Source organism: Paenibacillus sp. Root444D2, from assembly GCF_001426375.1.
In the GTDB taxonomy this organism is placed as follows: Bacteria; Bacillota; Bacilli; order Paenibacillales; family NBRC-103111; genus Paenibacillus_E.
Map to the genome: position 1 here is coordinate 53,859 of NZ_LMEO01000029.1, position 19,189 is coordinate 73,047.

The 19,189-nt window shown below is 48.0% G+C and carries 16 protein-coding genes; 10 read left to right on the forward strand and 6 right to left on the reverse strand.

The window, feature by feature from the left end; translation table 11 throughout:
- The first annotated feature begins 24 nt into the window (after positions 1 to 24).
- Positions 25 to 531 (forward strand): GNAT family N-acetyltransferase, encoded by a 507-nt coding sequence (locus ASD40_RS17630; protein WP_414858759.1) that lies wholly within the window; start codon positions 25 to 27, stop codon positions 529 to 531.
- Here the strand turns inward: ASD40_RS17630 and ASD40_RS17635 are convergent.
- The 3 genes from ASD40_RS17635 to ASD40_RS17645 are packed head-to-tail and all read right to left on the reverse strand — an operon-like array spanning position 520 to position 2,992.
- On the reverse strand, positions 520 to 831 hold the full coding sequence (locus tag ASD40_RS17635; RefSeq protein WP_057304497.1) for a 4a-hydroxytetrahydrobiopterin dehydratase: 312 nt from the start codon (positions 829 to 831) through the stop codon (positions 520 to 522). The genes ASD40_RS17630 and ASD40_RS17635 overlap by 12 nt on opposite strands.
- A gap of 19 nt (positions 832 to 850) precedes the next feature.
- Positions 851 to 2,659 carry a DNA helicase RecQ gene (gene recQ / locus ASD40_RS17640; protein WP_057304498.1) on the reverse strand — a complete coding sequence of 603 codons (1,809 nt, stop codon included), beginning with the start codon at positions 2,657 to 2,659 and terminating at the stop codon, positions 851 to 853.
- 39 nt (positions 2,660 to 2,698) lie between these two features.
- Positions 2,699 to 2,992 carry a hypothetical protein gene (locus ASD40_RS17645; RefSeq protein WP_057304499.1) on the reverse strand — a complete coding sequence of 98 codons (294 nt, stop codon included), beginning with the start codon at positions 2,990 to 2,992 and terminating at the stop codon, positions 2,699 to 2,701.
- A gap of 213 nt (positions 2,993 to 3,205) precedes the next feature.
- On the opposite strand from ASD40_RS17645, the gene ASD40_RS17650 reads away from it, so the two are divergent.
- Together ASD40_RS17650 and ASD40_RS17655 are read left to right on the forward strand one after the other, a co-directional pair.
- Entirely contained in the window at positions 3,206 to 4,804 is a 1,599-nt protein-coding gene (locus ASD40_RS17650) for an SWIM zinc finger family protein (protein ID WP_057304518.1), read from the forward strand.
- A complete protein-coding gene (locus ASD40_RS17655; RefSeq protein ID WP_200957425.1) occupies positions 4,792 to 7,668 on the forward strand; it encodes a DEAD/DEAH box helicase in 2,877 nt (958 codons plus the stop codon). Before ASD40_RS17650 ends, ASD40_RS17655 begins: the two co-directional genes overlap by 13 nt.
- Before the next feature lie 453 nt (positions 7,669 to 8,121).
- Here ASD40_RS17655 and ASD40_RS17660 read toward each other — a convergent pair whose 3' ends face one another.
- A complete protein-coding gene (locus tag ASD40_RS17660) occupies positions 8,122 to 9,309 on the reverse strand; it encodes an EAL domain-containing protein (protein ID WP_057304501.1) in 1,188 nt (395 codons plus the stop codon).
- A 205-nt stretch (positions 9,310 to 9,514) separates the two neighbouring features.
- Here ASD40_RS17660 and ASD40_RS17665 point away from each other — a divergent pair, with 205 nt between their 5' ends.
- The 3 genes from ASD40_RS17665 (at position 9,515) to pyrH (ending at position 14,854) form a co-directional block, all read left to right on the forward strand.
- Positions 9,515 to 12,397: an ATP-binding protein gene (locus tag ASD40_RS17665; RefSeq protein WP_057304502.1), complete on the forward strand. Its 2,883-nt coding sequence runs from the start codon at positions 9,515 to 9,517 to the stop codon at positions 12,395 to 12,397.
- 176 nt (positions 12,398 to 12,573) lie between these two features.
- On the forward strand, positions 12,574 to 13,899 hold the full coding sequence (locus tag ASD40_RS17670) for an MFS transporter (RefSeq protein ID WP_235549290.1): 1,326 nt from the start codon (positions 12,574 to 12,576) through the stop codon (positions 13,897 to 13,899).
- 220 nt (positions 13,900 to 14,119) lie between these two features.
- Positions 14,120 to 14,854 (forward strand): UMP kinase, encoded by a 735-nt coding sequence (gene pyrH / locus ASD40_RS17675; protein ID WP_057304504.1) that lies wholly within the window; start codon positions 14,120 to 14,122, stop codon positions 14,852 to 14,854.
- A gap of 87 nt (positions 14,855 to 14,941) precedes the next feature.
- Here the strand turns inward: pyrH and ASD40_RS17680 are convergent, their stop codons facing one another.
- Positions 14,942 to 15,955, reverse strand: coding sequence for a zinc-dependent alcohol dehydrogenase family protein (locus ASD40_RS17680; protein WP_057304505.1), 1,014 nt, complete (start codon positions 15,953 to 15,955; stop codon positions 14,942 to 14,944).
- A gap of 111 nt (positions 15,956 to 16,066) precedes the next feature.
- Here ASD40_RS17680 and ASD40_RS17685 point away from each other — a divergent pair, with 111 nt between their 5' ends.
- Positions 16,067 to 16,474 (forward strand): winged helix-turn-helix transcriptional regulator, encoded by a 408-nt coding sequence (locus tag ASD40_RS17685; protein ID WP_235549291.1) that lies wholly within the window; start codon positions 16,067 to 16,069, stop codon positions 16,472 to 16,474.
- 251 nt (positions 16,475 to 16,725) lie between these two features.
- Here ASD40_RS17685 and ASD40_RS17690 read toward each other — a convergent pair whose 3' ends face one another.
- Positions 16,726 to 17,619, reverse strand: coding sequence for a GNAT family N-acetyltransferase (locus ASD40_RS17690; protein ID WP_057304507.1), 894 nt, complete (start codon positions 17,617 to 17,619; stop codon positions 16,726 to 16,728).
- Between the two features lie 166 nt (positions 17,620 to 17,785).
- Between ASD40_RS17690 and sigY the strand changes: the two genes are divergently transcribed.
- From sigY to ASD40_RS17705, 3 genes are read left to right on the forward strand one after another with little or no spacing between them, the layout of a single operon-like run.
- On the forward strand, positions 17,786 to 18,307 hold the full coding sequence (gene sigY, locus ASD40_RS17695) for an RNA polymerase sigma factor SigY (protein WP_235549292.1): 522 nt from the start codon (positions 17,786 to 17,788) through the stop codon (positions 18,305 to 18,307).
- The gene (locus ASD40_RS17700; protein ID WP_057304509.1) at positions 18,308 to 18,721 is read left to right on the forward strand and encodes a YxlC family protein; all 414 of its coding nucleotides are present in this window, start codon (positions 18,308 to 18,310) and stop codon (positions 18,719 to 18,721) included.
- Positions 18,714 to 18,935, forward strand: a complete 222-nt coding sequence (locus tag ASD40_RS17705; RefSeq protein ID WP_057304510.1) for a hypothetical protein — start codon at positions 18,714 to 18,716, stop codon at positions 18,933 to 18,935. Before ASD40_RS17700 ends, ASD40_RS17705 begins: the two co-directional genes overlap by 8 nt.
- The last annotated feature ends 254 nt before the right edge of the window (positions 18,936 to 19,189 follow it).

The window sequence follows — 19,189 nt, forward strand, 5'->3', positions numbered from 1 at the left end:
GAAAGGATGATAACTACGAACAATATGATGCATGAAAGCCTACCATGGCGCGTCGTTCCCCTTACTGAGGCGAATTGCCTTGAACTTTGCACTTGGAAGTATTCGCCTCCATACGATTTATACAATTGGTCTCCATGGGAGACTATGCTTCGTGAACAAGCTGAATTCGCCGACCCGCAAATTCGAGAAGAGCAATATCGAGCTGTCGTGGATGAAAACGGAATATTGTCTGGGTTCGTTCAATTCTTCCCCATTGTTGGGGTGACACGTTTAGGTCTAGGACTTCGACCGGATCTTTGCGGGAAAGCGAGTGGAATCGGTACCCAATTCGTCCATCTTCTTGTTCAAGAGGCCCAGCGCCGGACGCCCCAGCAGGAGATTGATCTAGAAGTTCTCGTCTGGAACGAACGTGCGATCCAGACGTACGAGAGAGCTGGTTTTACGATTACAGACACGTATGAAAGGTCTACTCCCACAGGGCTAGCTGCCTTTCACTGCATGGTATATAACGGATCGAGCTTAATCAAGTGATCCACTGCCAGTAGTAATGTCAGCAAAAGCCTGATCAAATTTAGCTGCGGTTTCGAAATCCAAATCGGTTAAGCCGCCTGCATGCCAGGACGTAAGTCGCAGCGTGACCATCTTATAATCGATGGCGATCATTGGGTGATGGTTATCGGCTTCTGCTATGCTGGCGACTTCATTCACGAAGTTTATGGCCTGCATAAATGCCGTAAATCGATATTTACGCACAATCCATTTGTGATCGTCTGTCGTCCAGCCAGTCACCTCCGCAAGCTTCTGATCAATGTCAGTGCTCCCAAGCTTCACCTATCACCACTCCTCTGAATTAATCAAAATCATAGGCGACCGCGCCCAATTCGCCCTCTCCCGCATACATGCGAAGGAGGTCTAGGAACGGCTTCCCGTAGTTTCGATATTTCACCTCGCCGACACCTTTAATTCGCAGCATAGCGGCTTCCGATGTCGGACAAATTTCACTCATTTCACGCAGCGTGCTGTCCGAGAAAATAATATATGGCGGCACCTTCTCACGTGCGGCAATTTCCCGGCGAAGCAGGCGAAGCTGCTCGAACAAGGTGTTATCGATAGCGGCAGCCTTAACCTGCTGCTTACGCACCTTCTGGTACACTTGCAGCTTCCCTTGAAGCACTTCTGCTGCGGGCTGCAGCAGCTTCACAACCGGATATTGACCATCCGATAGCTGCAAATACCCTTCTGAAATCAGCACGTTGATCAGATCAGAAATTTCCTTCTCCGGCAGATCTCGCATAATGCCATGGGTTGGCAGACGATCGAAGCGATAGTCGACAATCTTCTTCGCCTTTGAGCCTTTGAGCACGGAGGCGACCATCGAGATGCCGAAGCGTTCACCCATCCTGCGGATGCAGGAGAAAATCTTCTGCGCTTCGACGGTGATATCCACCGTATCCCGATCATCTTTGCACGAGCTGCAATTGCCGCAAGTATCTTTAATATTCGTTTCATCAAAATAGTGCAGAATGACGTTGCGCAAGCATCGTGGCGAATAGCAAAAGTCGATCATGGTCTGAAGCTTCTTGTACTCGTTCGCTTTACGCTCCGGTGAGAGCTGATTCTGCTCGATCAAAAACTTCTGCGTCATAATATCCTGCGCGCTAAAAAGCAGAATGCACTCACTAGGCTCTCCATCACGCCCCGCGCGACCGGCTTCCTGGTAATAAGCCTCCATATTTTTCGGCATATTGTAGTGAATGACATAACGGACATTGGACTTATCAATGCCCATTCCAAAAGCGTTCGTCGCGATCATCACCCGAATATCATCATACAGAAACGCCTCCTGCATGTAGGAGCGTTCCTCATCGGTTAGACCGGCGTGGTACTTCCCTGCGGCGAAGCCTTTTTTGCGTAACGTTTCATACAGCTCTTCAACATCCTTACGCGTAGCGGCATAAATAATACCAGGCTGATGCGTATGTTCTTTCACGTAATTCTGAATGTAATCCCGCTTATTCTCACCGCGCAGAATCGTTAATTCCAGATTATCCCGTGAAAAACCATTGACGAATATGCCCGCTTGATCCAAGTCAAGCAGTCTCGCAATATCGGCTGTGACCTCGGCAGTAGCCGTAGCTGTGAAGGCTGCGACAATCGGGCGATTGGGCAGCTCGCGAATGAACGGAGCAATCGACACGTAGCTCGGGCGAAAATCATGCCCCCATTGCGACACGCAGTGCGCTTCATCAATAGCTACAAGCGGAAGATTCAGCGCAGACATTCGGGCACGAAATCGTTCCGACTCCAGACGCTCAGGCGCGATATACAGCAGTTTATATTTGCCCTGCATGGCGCCTTGCATCCTCTGTTCTACTTCTTTAGCCTCCAGCGTACTGTTAATGAAAGTTGCCGGAACACCAAGCACACTTAACGCATCTACTTGGTCCTTCATCAAGGAGATTAGCGGTGAAATAACCAGCGTCACTCCCTCCATAAGCAAGGCAGGAACTTGATAACAGATCGATTTACCTCCGCCCGTCGGCATAATGCCTAGCGTATCCCGACCTTCAAGCAGATTCGTAATAATATTCTTCTGGCCCTCGCGAAATTCCGGGTATCCATAAACTTGTTGTAAGACCTTCCTTGCTCCATCCAGCATAACTTCCATACACCTTTCTATATCACACTTCTGCCTTATTTAGACCAAGTAGATGACGGAAACCAACTTCTCCCCGTCATGAACCTTCAGCACGTGATTATTCGGATCATGGCGAACGGATCCCGCTCCTACATGCATCACAGGCGCGTTTCCTAATCCGTAAAAAATATCGTCAGCCAGCGTACGCAAGCACTCTTCCTGTTCGTCCTTTTCAAGCTCCTGCCAGTCGTCCGCATTCATTTCCAACAGTTCATAAAATCCATCAACCATCTCAATGCCACGCACGAAATCAGTGACGATATCCTTATATTCTCTGCCAAATTTAATACCCACTCGCGCAGTCTCCCTTCAAAAGCATTTCGTATAGCTTCACTTTATCATATTATAGGCAGGAATGCAGGGTTAAGCCCTTTTAACCCGACGAGAACTTATTTTCTGATGTGTAAAAAAAACCCCTTTGGCATAAACTGTGGAAATGGGCAATTTCGGGAAAAATCTGTTACTATGGAAGAAGGAATGTACCGCTCGGAGGGTAGGAAAGCACACATGCTGAAACTGCAGATTCCCAAAAATCGAATGAACTACCTAATCAAGCAAATCCCGCTTCATTTCGACGCCGTCGTTCTGGAGCAGGGCTGGGAGTATTACCATAAAGGTCGTGTGACCGAAGTCGATCTGAAAGGCATGAACGTTCAGGCGACCGTCGCAGGCAAAAAAATACTGAGCACGATGGTTAATTTAGAAAATTTCGCCACTAGTGAGTGCAGCTGCTCCTATGAAGGCTTTTGTAAACATATTGGTGCCACTTTCTTCAGCTTGTATGCGCCATATGGACGTCCGGAACTGCTGCTTCAACAGTTAAAACAACAAATACACACACGAAAAAAACCAGCACGCGGGGCAACTTTAATACAGGAACGCAAAGCTGCTGCGGCTGCACAAGCCAACGTGCCTCTTGAAGAGGCTATGCCCGCAGATTGGCATCGCTTTTTTGAAGGGAAATTCCATGGATTCTCCATTTCTCATCAGCACTCGATCGAAACCTTTTACGAATCAGCACTGGAGTCCTTGCCCGGCTATGCGGCAAATTGGAGAAGCTCGACCCGCGAGCTCTACATGTTCCATATTGTGCTGTTCATGATGCGGAAAATCGAACAATTTTATCAAGAAACGAAAAGTTCCTACTTGTCTTATTATCACGAGAACGGCTGCAAAATTGCCGCAAAAAATTGTGAGGATAAGCTGGTTGAATTCGTGGAACGAACAGATGTGAATACCTCATTCGAGGCGGAACCCAAACACTGGCTATCCACCATGAAAATGCTCGGAGAATTCGCTCTGCAGGGCAAGGATAGCCCGATTGATTGGCTGTTTGTGTATCGCTTCATTTGGTGGAAACTGACGAATCATTCGGCAGCACAGAAAGAGGAAATTCAGCGTCTCGACTTACTTCTCACGAAAAAGGACCTCTTAGCTCGGAAGAAGGATACGCTTCTGGCGGCAAGAGCGCATTTTGATATTATGCAGGGGGATACGGCAAGCGCCTTTGAGCGTCTTGGACAGCTCACACATCCCAATGCGAAGGATTACTTCCTTTACCTGAACTATTATTACAACGATAAGCAGTGGAACAACATGCTTATTTGGCTTCGCTGGCTGTTCAAGTCGATTGCGAATGCAAACCACGATGATTTCCGGACCTTTTGCCAATATTGGCTCGATACAACCAAACATCTGGAGTCCGATAGCGAATGGGTACAGGTGATGGAGTCCCTGCTCCCTCGTTCCTATTACTATTACACGGCATATTTATTGCAAACGAAACGGTATCGACAGTGGGTGGACTTGCAATTAGCAAACCGAATATCACCGCTGAGCTTATATGGTATGGAGCTTAAAGCGATTGAAGAGCATGATTCGGCTTTACTCCTCCCCCTCTATCACCAAGCGGCCGAACGGGCTGTTCTGGAGAAAAATAGGGCTTCCTATAAGACGGCTGTTCGACTGCTTAAGAAACTGCACGGCATCTATAAACAATTAGACCAGGACGACCGCTGGGAGCACTACGTATATCGATTAGCGGATAAGTTCTCACGCTTGCGTGCTTTCCAAGAAGAGCTCAAGAAAGGAAAATGGATTCGATGATCGAAACCAGCGCGCTGACAGTTCACGTTAGCTCCATACCTAATGGTTCTTTGTTTCTATGGGGTACCCGCGAGAACGGCGGCATTTGGGATGCTCTTGATTTGAAAAATATGCTGTTTGCCTGGCATCGCGCCTCTTTTTTCGGCACGTTCATGGAGCCCAGCGAGTGGCAAAATCGGGAAGGCATCGAGCTGCAACCGCTCGATGCGCTCGATTATTTCAGCGATCCGCAGCCTGTGCAGCACTTACAGCTTAGCTGGCATAAGGACTGTGCGGATTTGATGCGTTTAGCTCCGGCTGTTCGAGAGGCATTGGCGTCCGGTAGTTTCATGCCGGACTATGAAAAGTGGAAAGCCGGCGAAATCGGCTGGAAGCTCCAGCTTCCAGAAGAACTGCAAGCCTTGGAATCCCCAGCTGTTTCACGCTGGATCCATGCCCTGATTCCCGAGTGGGTGGACGCCGACGGCCTCATGAAAGACAATCTGCGCAAGCTCGAAGCCGCGCATCCTCTCATGCGCCGCGGTGAGATCGGCGCTGATCTATGGCTCGACGAGGAGGATTGGCTCGTCGCCATTGGTTGGCGCCAAGACCGGTCGCCTATGCGTACCTGTCTGCAGCTTGTGGAGCCGGACCTGGCGCACAGCTCCGGTTGGCAGCTGCGCTTGCTACTGCAGGACCGGCTAGCGCCGGAGGTGCTGCGCACGGTGACGCCCAGCGGCGAGCCGGCCGCGGGTGAGCTGCCGCTGCCGGAGGCGTGGCTGCCGGAGCTTGGCCGCGTAGAACGTGACGCGGCGAAGTGGGTACGCATCCTGCCGTGGCTGGATGCGGGTGAGGGTGCCGGACTCCGTCAGACGTTGACGGAGGAAGAGGCCTGGCGCTTCCTCGCAGAGGGAAGCGTGCGCCTTGTTGAGGCCGGAACGAGCGTGTTCCTGCCGGCCTGGTGGGAGCGCATCCGCAAGATGAAGCCGAAGCTGCGCGCGAAGATCAAGTCTTCCGTCGGTTCTGGACGGGAGACCATGTTCGGTCTGACCCAGCTGATGCAGTTCGACTGGAAGCTGGCTGTAGGGGATTTGGAGCTGACGGAAGAGGAATTCCGGCAGCTTCTGGAGGAGAAGCGCAAGCTGATCCAGATTCGCGGCAACTGGATTCAGCTCGACCCGCTATTCATGGCACAGGTCGAGCAGATTATGAAGCAGGTGCAGAAGAAGCAAGGGCTCTCCTTCCGCGATGTGCTGGAGCTTCACTTCGCGGGCGATGCCGGCGGGCTGCTGCCAGCTGAGGATGACCCCGAAGCGATGCGCTACATCGAGATGGAGGTAGAGCTGAACGAGCAGCTGCGCCACATGGTCGATCAGCTTACGCAGGCGGAGTCGATTCCGACAATACAGCCGCCGCCCAGCTTTCAAGGCTCGCTGCGCCACTATCAAGTGGACGGTATCTCTTGGCTGTTGTTCTTGCGTCGTTTTGGCCTAGGCGGCTGTTTGGCCGATGATATGGGTCTCGGGAAGACGATTCAGTGGATTACGTATTTACTCACGGTGAAAGAGAACGAGAAGCCTGACACACCTTCCCTTTTGGTATGTCCGACGTCAGTACTCGGGAACTGGCAGATGGAGCTTAAGCGTTTTGCGCCGTCGCTAAAGGTTCATCTTCACTATGGCCCTCAACGATTAAAGGGACCTGCTTTTAATGAACAAGTCGTTGGCAAAGTCGATTTAGTTTTAACATCCTATACGCTTTCCCATCTGGATGAAGTTGAGCTAGGCTCAATTGCCTGGAACTCCATCTGTTTGGACGAAGCCCAAAATATAAAAAATGCTTATACGAAGCAAGCTTCCGCTATTCGCCGACTCGATGGTTACCATCGCATTGCGTTAACGGGAACACCGATTGAGAATCGGCTCACGGAGCTGTGGTCGATCTTTGATTTTGCGAACCCGGGCTATCTGGGCACGGTTCGCGAATTCACGCACCGTTATGTGAATGCCATCGAGAAGACGCGCGATAGCGAGACGATCGGCAAGGTGCAGAAGCTGATCCGCCCTTTCCTGCTGCGCCGCGAGAAGAAAGATCCCGCGATTCAGCTTGACTTGCCAGAGAAGAACGAGTCGAAAACGTTCATTTCGCTTACCGCCGAGCAGGGCTCGCTGTATGAGAACTACATCCAAGACATGTTCGATCGTCTGGATAAGCTCTCCGCTATGGAGCGGCGAGGCCTCATTCTCGCCGCTCTGACGAAGCTGAAGCAGGTGTGTAATCACCCTGCTTTGCTGCTCAAAGAAGGCATCCACGCGCCATGGAGCGGACGCTCTAACAAGCTGGAACGCCTGCTCGAGATGGTGCAGGAGCTGCGCCAAGAGGGCGACAAATGCTTGATTTTCACGCAGTTTGTGGAGACGGGCAACTTGCTCCAGCATGTGCTGCAGCAGGAGCTTGGCGAGAAAGTGCTGTTCCTGCACGGCGGAACACCGAAGAACGGGCGCGATGAGATGATCGCGCACTTCCAAGACGTTAGCCAGCCGGTCGAAGAACAGCGGAATGTGTTCATTCTTTCGCTGAAGGCCGGCGGCATCGGTCTCAACCTGACGGCGGCGAATCATGTGTTCCACTACGATCGCTGGTGGAACCCCGCCGTCGAGAATCAAGCGACAGACCGCGCCTTCCGTATCGGCCAGACACGCCATGTGCAGGTGCACAAGTTCGTTACGCTGGGCACGCTGGAGGAGCGCATCGATGAGATGATCGAGCGCAAGCTCGGCCTCAGCCAGCAAATCGTCGGCTCCGGCGAGAACTGGATCACCGAGCTGTCAACTGACGAGCTGCGCGACCTGTTCTCGCTGCGCCGCGAGTGGGTCGAAGCTTAGGCCTTAGCCTTTGAGCTTGTACTGTGCTCTGCTTGAATATAGATAGTTTAAAGGTCATAGCACGAATACGCCCTTATCGCGTGTTCGTGCTATGACCTTATTCGTGCTAGATGCATGTTTGGCTCGTTTATCAATTCTTAGTTTGCTCGTCTACGTTTGGCACAGAAAGTCTCCCGATCATTAGTTCGCGGAACGTCGATGCGTTATTTCAGGAAATCTGCACTTGAAATCGAATAAGAGGAACGTGAGTATGCTATTTGATCAAAATGAACGATCAGGAGACAAAAAACCGCGAAATAACGTATCGTCGTTCCTCATCCTCATGATTTCGGGTCTTTTTCGTCCAAATAGCGAATTGAGGTTCCCTTGGGGAATTCTGGTTTCCCTAATCTTGGCAATGACGCCCTTAGGCGCAACAATTTCGGGAACGAACATTCCTCTCAACCTCTCAAATCAAATCATCAAATCTCCAAACAAATAAAAGCCCTCTCCCAATGCACAGGAATAAGTCTGGATCTCATGCGAGGTGTCCAAGTCCGTGTAAGCTTGGGATAGGATCCCTTGTTTTTGCAGGTTCATCATCATGATGTTGGAGATGAAATAGGGCCTCCACGTCCAGTTTGCCCCGCGATAGCTCTCATCTTTGTTCCACGTTTCGTCTTTGCGGCTGTAGTTGGACGAGATTTGGTAGCCGTCCTCCCGACATATGTACATACGTATACAGTTTTCCGACACGCTGCTAATGATATTTTCGATGACATGATCTGCATCTTCAGCTGTTGATATACAGACAGTGGAATGGATAAGTAAATCTAGACTTTGATGAATGGTCAAAAGACGGCTATAGCGGCCAAGCTCATCTTGACCAAAGAGTTTCATCTCTTCTTTCAGCATAGACTTGAAGGCATCCCGGTGCTGTAACTGCGGTTCAGCTTTGGAGAAGAGATAGCCCTGTATATACCTGGCCCCGATCTGAAGAGCACTGCGCAGTTCTTGCTTCGTTTCCACCCCTTCGACGAGCAGGGAAGCCCCCATTTGAGCCGCTAGTATAGAAAAAGATTGCATCAACGCTTTGTAGCCGGCGTGGACCACGCTTTTTTTCAAAATATTAAGATCGATCTTCAATATCTTCGGTTGTAAACTGGCGATTCGGTCGAAATTGCTAAACCCGCTGCCTACATCGTCAATGGCAATCGTACAGCCGAATTCTCGATATAATTCTACAATTTGCGTCAGCTCGTGAAGCTTGCCTGTGAATTCTTCTTCGGTAATTTCGATCACGATACGCGCTGGATCTATTTGATATTTCCTTAATAGCTCGATGGTTGGCAGCACGCCTGTGCGCTTATAGGTTTGATAGATCCATGAAGGTTTTAAGTTGATGAATAAAGAAGTCTCATCTTGAGCCGAAGCTAGCTGTTCAATCGCCCGCTCCCTCAAGTGCCGATCAATATGAAGCTGCATGTCTTCGGGTATGTCAGGATTTTTGAAAAAAGGCCCCAAACTTTCGACACTACTTTCCCGAACTCGTCTTCCCAGTGTTTCGTAGCCGATGATTTCTTGGCTCTGAAGTGAAAGTATGGGTTGGAAGAATGGACGTACTTCGTGTAGTGGCGGAATCCTGCTGTCTTTTACCTGCACTGTGCGCCCTCCTCAAGCAAACTTCGATAATCTTAGAACATAACATCAATCGTGTAATGAATCATATTTTAAACGACATCTCCCTATCTTGCAATGCATTGATGGAAGAAAACATGACATGATCGTTTTTAAAAGGAATTTGTTGCGTCATGTCGAATTTTTAGTACATCCTTTCATCCTATTAGAATCTAGGTGACCGATTGCTATGAAGTCATTCACGAGATCTCGGATCTCCATGCTATATGTTATTTTAATCGTTGTTTTACTCGTATTTGTGAGTGTATCCAACTTTATCGCCTCTCGTAATATGGAAAATGAAAGCAATGCGATCGTGCACGATTCGATTCCCATTTCCAGCACAACGAACAGCCTGCTTAAAGATTTAATTAACCAAGAAACGGGTATCCGCGGTTATGAATTATCTGGGAATGAGCAATACTTGGAGCCCTATACGAATGGTAAAAAGCAGCTGGAACTTGATCTGAACATGATCAGTCAATACGATAAAAAGTATCCCACTTTGCAGCTCATTATGGACACGCAAGCCATACCGGCTATTAATAATTTACAGAAGTTCTTCGACACACAATTGGAGCTAGTTCGTGCTGGAAAAACAGAAGAATCGAAAGCTCGCATTGCGTCAGGCAAAACGATGATGGATCGCTACCGAGTTGTTCATGTAAGCATCGAGAAGACCATAGAGCAAATCACGTCAGATGCCTATACAGCTTCCCTTAAAGCAGGTAAAACCTCCCGTACGATTACAATGGTCGGCAGTATTATTGCCTTGATTGCAGGTGGTATGTCCATTTTCATTTCCTATCGAGCCTATCATGCCGAAGAAGAGATTCGTAGAAGCGAGGAAACGTATCGCTATATGGCTGAGAGCTTGGAGACGCAGAATGAGGAGATTATGGCCCAGCAGGAGGAGCAGCAGATCACACTCGCGAAGCTATCTGAACGAGAAAGGGATTTGGAACTCATCTCGTCCTATCAGGAGAAGCTTACAGGCTATGTGAAGCTGAAAGATTTCTTGAAACATACGCTGCCAGCCCTGCTTAATTCGTTATCGCAGGATGCGGCTCTGGTCGTTATGGAACGTCACGCCGAGGGCTCATCATCTTATGAAGTCATTCATTCCATTGGTTATCCGAAGGAACATATTCATTTGAATCAGAGAGAGCTTTTTGGGCCGGCTAGGCGTGTTTTCGATGAAGGGACTCCTATTGTTCACACACGAGATGTATTAGGTCATGAACAAGGTGTCCACGGGGGAATGACACGTGCTGTCGATCAATATGTTCCTCTCTTGGATGATAAACAGAATGTCATTGGCTTCTTGCTGCTTACGAGCTATCAAAGCGCCCTCTTTCAAGAAAATAACCAACGATTGACCAAAGGATTAGTTCGTCAGTTCGGACTCGCCTTCTACGCGCAGCTGATAAACGATGAGAGGTTGGGGCAAGCGGCAAGCTTAGCAGAGCTGAATGATCAATTAAGAGCGGAGAAGCAGCTCATCGAAGGGCAGCGCGATCTGATTCAAAATATTTTGGAATCTGCACATGAGGGCATGATGATGTGTGATTCGCAAGGTACCATTCTTTTCTCCAATCATCGAATGAATCGATATTTCAGTTTAAATGAACACATAGGCGAGAACCTGGTTGATAGCAGTCACGAAATAGCTTTCGATTCTCCGAGCTTTATAGGCGTCGCTTCCTCCATTGAAGCGCTGATCGATGGCTCACTGTCTCATCTTACACAACGCTTTAGTTTCGAGCTTGAGGATCAGGTCCAACACGCGGAGCTCTATGCGACCGTAGTCAGTGAAGATACCGAACAGCAAGGCTACTTATTCGTATTTCGTGATCGCACCGAAGAAGAGCGTATTGATGAGATGAAGAATGAATTCATTAGCATTGTTTCTCATGAGCTGCGAACTCCCCTTGCCAGTGTGCTTGGTTTTATCGAGATCTTGCTGCATCGGGATCTTTCACAAGAGAAACAAAAGAAATACATGGAAACCATTTATAAAGAAGCACATCGCTTATCGAATTTAATCAACGATTTCCTTGATTTGCAGCGGATGGAGTCAGGTCGACAACTGTATCATTTCTCTCCAGTCAATCTGCTGCCTACTTTGCAAGAGATCGCCGAGCAGTGGCAGGATAAGCATAGTCATCGTATTCTCATTCATCAGCAAGAAACAGAACTATATGTGAGAGCCGATGCTGACCGTATTCGCCAAGTCTTCGACAACCTGATCAGCAATGCGATTAAGTACTCGCCAGAAGCAGATCACATTGATATCCACTTAACTGTCGATCAAGGAAAAATTGCCATAGCTATTCAAGATTACGGTCTTGGTATCCCAGAGGAAGCCCGTGACCAAATGTTCTCCAAGTTCTTTCGTGTCGATAACTCAGATCGACGTCAAATTGGCGGTACCGGCTTAGGTCTTGCGATTGTCAAAGAGATTGTAGAAGGACACAACGGACATATCTCTTATACTTCCGAAATGGGACAAGGTACGACATTCCGAATTGAGTTCGATCTATATGAGATTTCAACCATGGATGGTCAAATTGTTATTTTCGAAGATGACGATAATCTCGCGAAGCTCATTCAAGTTGCGCTGAACAAGTTGGGGCTCCCCTCCATGCAGCTTCGCTCTGCCGAGGAGGGTATTATCGCGCTTAATCGCTGTAAAGGCGAGGGACCGGTTCTTTTCATCGTCGATATTCATCTAGAAGGCGCCAAGACAGGTTGGGATTTCATCGCTGATTTATACCGTCATCCGGTGCACTATCAGACGCCTGTTATCGTATCAACAGCGCTCGATCCGCCTCATGATTATCACGAGAAAGAGATTGAGAAATATCTCAAAAAGCCGTTCACCATGGAACGTCTCGTCCAGGTGGCGAAACGTCTCCTCGATAATAAGCAAAGTAATGCATACGTTTTCCCTGCCCAAAATAAAGAGAAGCTCTCGACCACCTTACAGCGTAACGGTATCGATATGTTTGAAATGAAAGAAAGCATCGATGTGATCGAGGTTGAAATCAAAAAGCCGCAATCGGATGCTTAATGCATCAAAGAGAGCCTTCGGTTCGGCAATCCACGCAACACATAGTGACATACTCTCTCTCCTTCCAAATTGATTAGAGGGAGAGTTTTTTTATTGTAAAGACAGAGGGATTTCTCGGCCTTGTAGCCAATATACTAGAGAAATACCATTTGATGAGAAGGAAAGGTGTGACCCTAGTGGCAAAGCTTGAATCCGCTTCCAACAAGGTGCAAGCACGTAAAGTCTGGACCCTGTTCTTCTCCTTACCGATATTCGCTTGGGCGATGTATGATTTCGCGAATACGATTTTTTCCTCCAATATCGTAACTGTGTTTTATCCATTCTATTTAAAAGAAACGTTAGGCAAGAGCGAAGAATTGAATCAGATTGCCAGTACTTTCATCACTTACTCCAATGCGATATCCAGCTTCTTCCTCGTGTTGTTGTCTCCCTTATTCGGGGTATGGATTGACCGGACTGGTAAAAAGAAGGCTTACCTCATCCCCTTTACGCTTATTGCTATCGCGGCAACTCTGCTCATGGGCGCTTCGGCCCTTTGGCACACAGACCAGCAGTGGATGGGACTCAACACCTCTATACTAGGCGTTATTTTCTTCTTTATGGTCGCCAAATTCTTTTACAATTCAAGCTTAATCTTCTACGATTCAATGATTTCGGATCTGGGCAATGCACGTGAGATTCCCATCATTTCCGGAGTTGGCGTAGCGGTTGGTTATGTCGGCACATTAGTTGGACTTGTCGTATTTCCATTGATCAACGGCAATCATTTTGAAAATACGTTCATCCCTAGTGCGCTTATGTTTCTGATCTTCTCTTTGCCTATTATGTTTTTTTACAAAGAGAAGACTCAGAAGCCCGTCAGCGGGAAAAAGTCGCTCCTCAGCGGCTACCGTGAGATCTGGGATACGTTCAAAGAAGCAAGAAAGTACCGGGCTGCCTTCTTGTTCATGATCGCCTACTTTTTCTTTAACGATGCGATTGCCACAGCGATTGCGGTGATGGCCATTTATGCGAATACCGTTATGGGCTTCACCACGGGGCAGTTCATTCTGCTCTACCTCGTTTCGACGGTATCGAGCATCATCGGCTCGTTCCTTTTCGGCTATGTGACCAGAAATATCGGCCCCAAAAGAGCGGTGACCATCGTCGCCTTCATTCTTATTATTGCGATCTCCTTAGCGGCATTTGCAACTAGCCAGAGCATATTCTGGGTTGCCGGCAGCTTGTATGGGGTATCTATGGGCGCCATGTGGGTTACATCGCGAACGTTAATTGTTGAGCTAACGCCGGAAGAGAAACGCGGTCAATTCTTCGGATTGTTCGCCTTCTCGGGTAAAGTATCCTCGATCGTTGGACCCGCTCTTTATGGATCGATTACCTGGGCGCTAGCGGCATCTGGCAACCTAGCCAGCCGCGTAGCCTTAGGCTCTCTATTAATCCTAGTCGTAATTGGTCTGCTCGTTCATATGCGCGTGCCGCAGAAATTGCATTCCTCTTCTTAGTTCGTGTACAATAACTTTTAAACATAGACGGAAGGTGTGAGGCGTATGAAAGGTCCAGTTGATATTAGAAACGTGGTCTTTTCCTATTTCTCATTCATGGAACACTAAAGCATTCATTGCTTTAGTGTTTTTTTATGGGTACAATCCGCACACTGGCGCTGGTCGTACTTACTATGAGGGTCAAGGATACAAATTTTCTCATCTGGGAGGAGAGATGGATATGCGGTACAAGAGGGTCCTAATTAAACTTAGTGGCGGGGCAGTAGCTGGAGATAGTGAGTTTGGCTTCGATCCTACGCAGCTTGATCACATTGCCAATGAGATTATGACCGTTGTTAATCTAGGTGTGGAAGTGTGCATCGTGATCGGCGGAGGCAATATTTTTCGCGGGAATATGGGCGAGAGTTGGGGAATCGAGAAGGCAGAGGCTGATAATATCGGGACGTTGGCTACCGTCATCAACAGCTTGATGCTGCGCGGTGTTCTTAAAGCGAAGAGCGAAGCTGAAGTGCGCGTCATGACAGCGATTCCTCTCTCATCTGTGGCGGAGCCTTTCATCCGATTGAGAGCCATTCACCATTTGGAAAAAGGGTACATCGTTATTTTCGCAGGCGGCAATGGACAGCCTTTCGTCACCACCGATTATCCCTCGGTCCAAAGAGCCATTGAAGTTAACTGTGAAGCGATTCTCGTCGCAAAGCAGGGGGTTGACGGTGTTTTCGATAAAGATCCGAAGCACCATAAGGAAGCTCTTCAGTACAAATCACTCCACTATAACGACGTTATCCAGAATGATCTCAAGGTCATGGATCAGTCTGCCTTCATTCTAGCGCGTGATTATCATATTCCCATGCATGTTTTCAACTTCGATAAGCCTGGCTCCATGAAAGAGATTTGTGAAGGTCAGAATACAGGCACGATCATCAGCGGTTCATCCGAACTCATTTTTCATTAGTTCCTAGCTTATCAGGGGTAAGCTTCGCTTACCCCAAAATAACCAAAGCATATTCTAAAATGAAATGATGCCATTTCTTATGTTGAGTCAAAGCGTAATGCAGATCTTTCCGAAGTAAGAACCATTTTCGAAATATTTGAAAGCGTCAATAGCCTGTTCAAATGGGAAAACGCGATCAATCGCAGGACGAAGTTTATGATTCGTAATGGCTCGGTTCATGGATTCAAACATCTCTCTGCTCCCCACATTAATAGCCTGAAGCCGCGCCCTGCGTAAAATCGCGGGCACCACGTGGAAACCTTTTACCGAGCCGCCGGAGAGAAGTCCAACGATGCTGATTCGACCTCCAACACGAAGTGCTGTGATAGATTGATTTAGTGTCTCCGCTCCGCCCACATCAATAATATGGTCTGCACCTCGACCTTCGGTAAGCTTCAGTGCCTCTTTCTCCCATTCAGGATGAACCCTGTAGTTAATCCCAAAATCCGCACCCAGCTGTCGGGCTTTCTCGAGCTTCTCGTCGCTGCTTGACGTCACGATAACGGACGCTCCCTGAAGCTTGGCGAATTGCAGTGCAAACAAAGAAACGCCTCCTGTCCCCTGCACCACCACCGTATCACCGGCTTTGACATTCCCTTCTTCGATAATCGCATGCCAAGCCGTCACTCCAGCACATGGAAGTGTCGCTGCCTCCGCATCTGTCAAGTAATCCGGTACTTGCACGAGTCCTTGCTCAGGCAAGACCACATATTCAGCCAGCATCCCGTCCAGCGGACTGCCAAGCGTGCTACTCCAGTTGGCCTGGGTCGCTTCGCCAGAAATCCAACTTTGCGTGAAAATGCCACTGACCCGTTGGCCAATACTGAACCTGGATGCCTGCGCACCAAGAGCAACAACCTCGCCAACAGCATCGGAAGTCAATACCAAAGGATTCGACAGATCGGGTTGATAGAAACCAGCAATGACACCCAGATCACGAGAGTTCAGGGAAACCGCACGAACCTTGATAAGCACCTCATTTGGCCCCGGAACCGGTATTTGACGTTCTGCCTGTTTGACATGTGTAAGACCATAACCACCTTGGATTTGAATAACTTTCATAGGGTTCTCTCCTTCGTAACTGAATATAGACATATATTAGCCCATCAAATAAAATTGAGTAAGTAGGCACTTATTTGTTCACTGGGCACCAAAAGGTGCATTAGGAGGTAAATGATGTTCTTAACCGATAAAGGAAACCATCCTGACATATCGTTGAAAGTTTGCGGCTACAGCAGGATGCTTGAGATCATTTCGAGCAAATGGACGGTGCTTGTCTTCTATGCCTTGGAGAATGGCAGCGCACGATACGGAGAGATGGGAAGGCGTATTGAAGGCATTTCCAAAAAAATGCTAACCCAAACCTTGCGTCAACTGGAAAGGGACGGACTTGTCATGCGCCATTTGACGCCAACCATTCCGCCTCGTGTTGACTATTCACTAACTCCGCTCGGTGAAAGTTTGTTAAAACCGATGCAGGAGTTAAAAAAATGGACGATCGATCATTATTCCGATGTAGAACAGGCAAGAGATCATTATGATCAGTCGGCTGTATCTCAGGACTTCGCCGAGAATGAATAACAAGCTCCCCACCCATAGACAAGGGTTACGCAAATAAAACCTGGCCGATGGCCAGGTTCTTGTCTAAAGCCTATTTTGAGCATGGGAACGAACTTCTCTTGCCATCACTCGCTCGTTAAGATTCCCATCCGCGATCTTCTCGTCTGTAACGATGAAAACCATCTTTATAGCCTGTGTATTGGCTGTAGGTTATTGCACAAAAAAGGATAGAACGCGGCCACGGCTGCTGCTCTATCCTTTTTCATCCCTTTTTAGCCGAGTAAAAGCACGTAATAGTCATTCGCATTTTTCGTTTTAAAACCACATGATTCGTATAAGCCTAACGCCTTCTCGTTCTGGGCAGATACTTCCAGCTTAATGAAGCTAGCATGATCCCGCTGTTTTAATTCTGTTATCGTTTGGCTCAAAATACGCCGCCCATAGCCTTTGCCACGATACGCTGGTACTACACTAAAACCATAGATGAATCCACTCTCTTCCGCTTCCACCATAGCTCCGATCTTCCCAATAGGCTCTCTCTTCTCTCCAAGCTCAGCAATCCACGTCCGTTCTTTATCGCCGGTAATGGTTTGGGTGACATACTCTCTCGTGTCGCTTTCCGACATGTTGAACCCTGACATATTGAGCTTAACAAGCAGCTCCGTATCCTGCGCATCCGCTAAACGAATGGCAACGAATTCATTCATAGCTGAATCTTGTGGAGTCTCTGCCACTTGCTCTTGAAGCTCCATAACATACTCAGAGAAACTGTATGCTGCACCAAGATTCGTAAGAAAAGCTTTGCCGCTCTCCGAACCACGCTCATTAATAAAAATAAGCTTCGGAACTTCCCTGCGCCGACACTCGGCTATCGCATGTTGAACCATTTGGCCAAAAATACCTTGGCGCCGCGCCTCTGGATGCACCATCCCGCTAATCTCAACTTCCGTAGACATAAAGCAATATATGGCCAAAAAACCGACAATACGGTCATTTTGATAAAATAAAAAGTCATTCGTCACGCCAGACGGACGGTCCGATAATGTGCTCCAATTCAGTTTAATCTCGATATGGTCATGGCTATTACAAACTTCCCAAAGCTTCCGAACTTCCTCCAGCTCCTGCGGTGACAGCCCTGCTCTTGGTAATATGCCTTGTTTCAACATGTTGTCCTCCATCATTCTAATGTTCTTACCTGAAGTCATTATACATGTCTGAACAACGGCGTGGTAAGCTAATAAATAATTTTACATAAATTTTCGTGTGCATTGAACGATTTATTGGAGCTGTTCGTATTATCTAGGAATTCAGGCAGAGAGGATGTTCATTCACTTGGAAGAGCACGAATTAATTCGTCAAGCCATACAGGGAGACAAAACTGCTCTGTCCCAGCTGCTGCAGCAGCACTATGCTTTTGTTTATAAGTATCTGCTGAAAATAACGCTTAATCCACCGATGGCTGAGGATATTACACAAGAAACCATGATCCGATGTATCGAAAAAATAAAGCTGTACAATGGAAAATCCAAATTCTCATCTTGGCTCATAACCATCGCCACTCATCTGATGATTGATCAAGGAAGACGGCGCAAACGCGAGAAGCATTGGCAGGAGCAAGAGCAACAGCAATCCTTACGTCAGATGCAGTGGCAGGCCGGACATCAACATGAAGCTTGGCCGGATGTGTTGAATGCCTTGGCAGAACTGCCGCAGGAGAGCCGTATCCCGGTTATTCTCAAGCATTACTATAGCTATACGTATGAGGAAATTGGGCAGATGCTCTCCATTGCAGAGGGCACAGCCAAATCGAGAGTGCACCATGCACTCAAACAATTGCGAAAGGAGCTGGTGTAGATGAAACCGGAAGATCCGAAGAAAAGCGAAGTTTCGAAAAACGGCGAAAGCAAGAGCCGGGATGACGGCCAAAGTTATAAAGGCAGTGACGTCTCTCGAGGGCTAGAGGGTACGGATGAGATGACGGCTCAACAGTTGCAAGAAGGGCTTCAACGGCTCGATGAGCTCTTTCCGGCTTCCACGCCAAGCTCCTCTTGGTTCGATCAGCAAATCGTTGAAACGCAAAACAAACAGCGTTCAAAGCTCTGGAGAGACTTGCTCATATTGTGGATAGCCGCTCTGCTGCTGCTCTCGCTTTTATATGCAATGATGAAGGCACAGCCTGTTGTTTTCATCACTTTTCAAGTTCTAGCTGTTGTAGCACCTCTGGTCTGGCTACTCGTTCGCAAACAGGAGGAACATCACTATGAATGATCCAAAATGGGATCAACTGCCCCTCTGGGCATGGATCGGTATTCCCCTCCTTCTACTCGCGCAAAGCACATGGCTGTTCGTGGATGCGCGCAAACGCGGTTCGAAATACCCATGGTTCTGGGGGATTTGGGGGATCATTCAAGTGCCGATCCCCTTCATCGTCTATCTCTTCGCTGTTCGTAAAATACACCGTATCTGGTCACGCGAAAATTAATCAAGCATGGATGAGAACAAATTTATGGGGAAGTTGGTTGAATGAAGGCAGCTTTATTGGCTTTTCAAAAAAGTGGTTTGTTATCTGGAAGGAAGACTGGCAGCAAGTACACTGGTACCCATACATTGGACACTTTGAAAAAAGTGTTCAGTCTATGAGAGCACTGCAAAAGCCTTACTTTTGAACGAAGTGGATCTGCCAAATGGAAAAAGCATGAGATAAAGAAAAAAAGCAGTTCGTTCCTCATCAGAGGG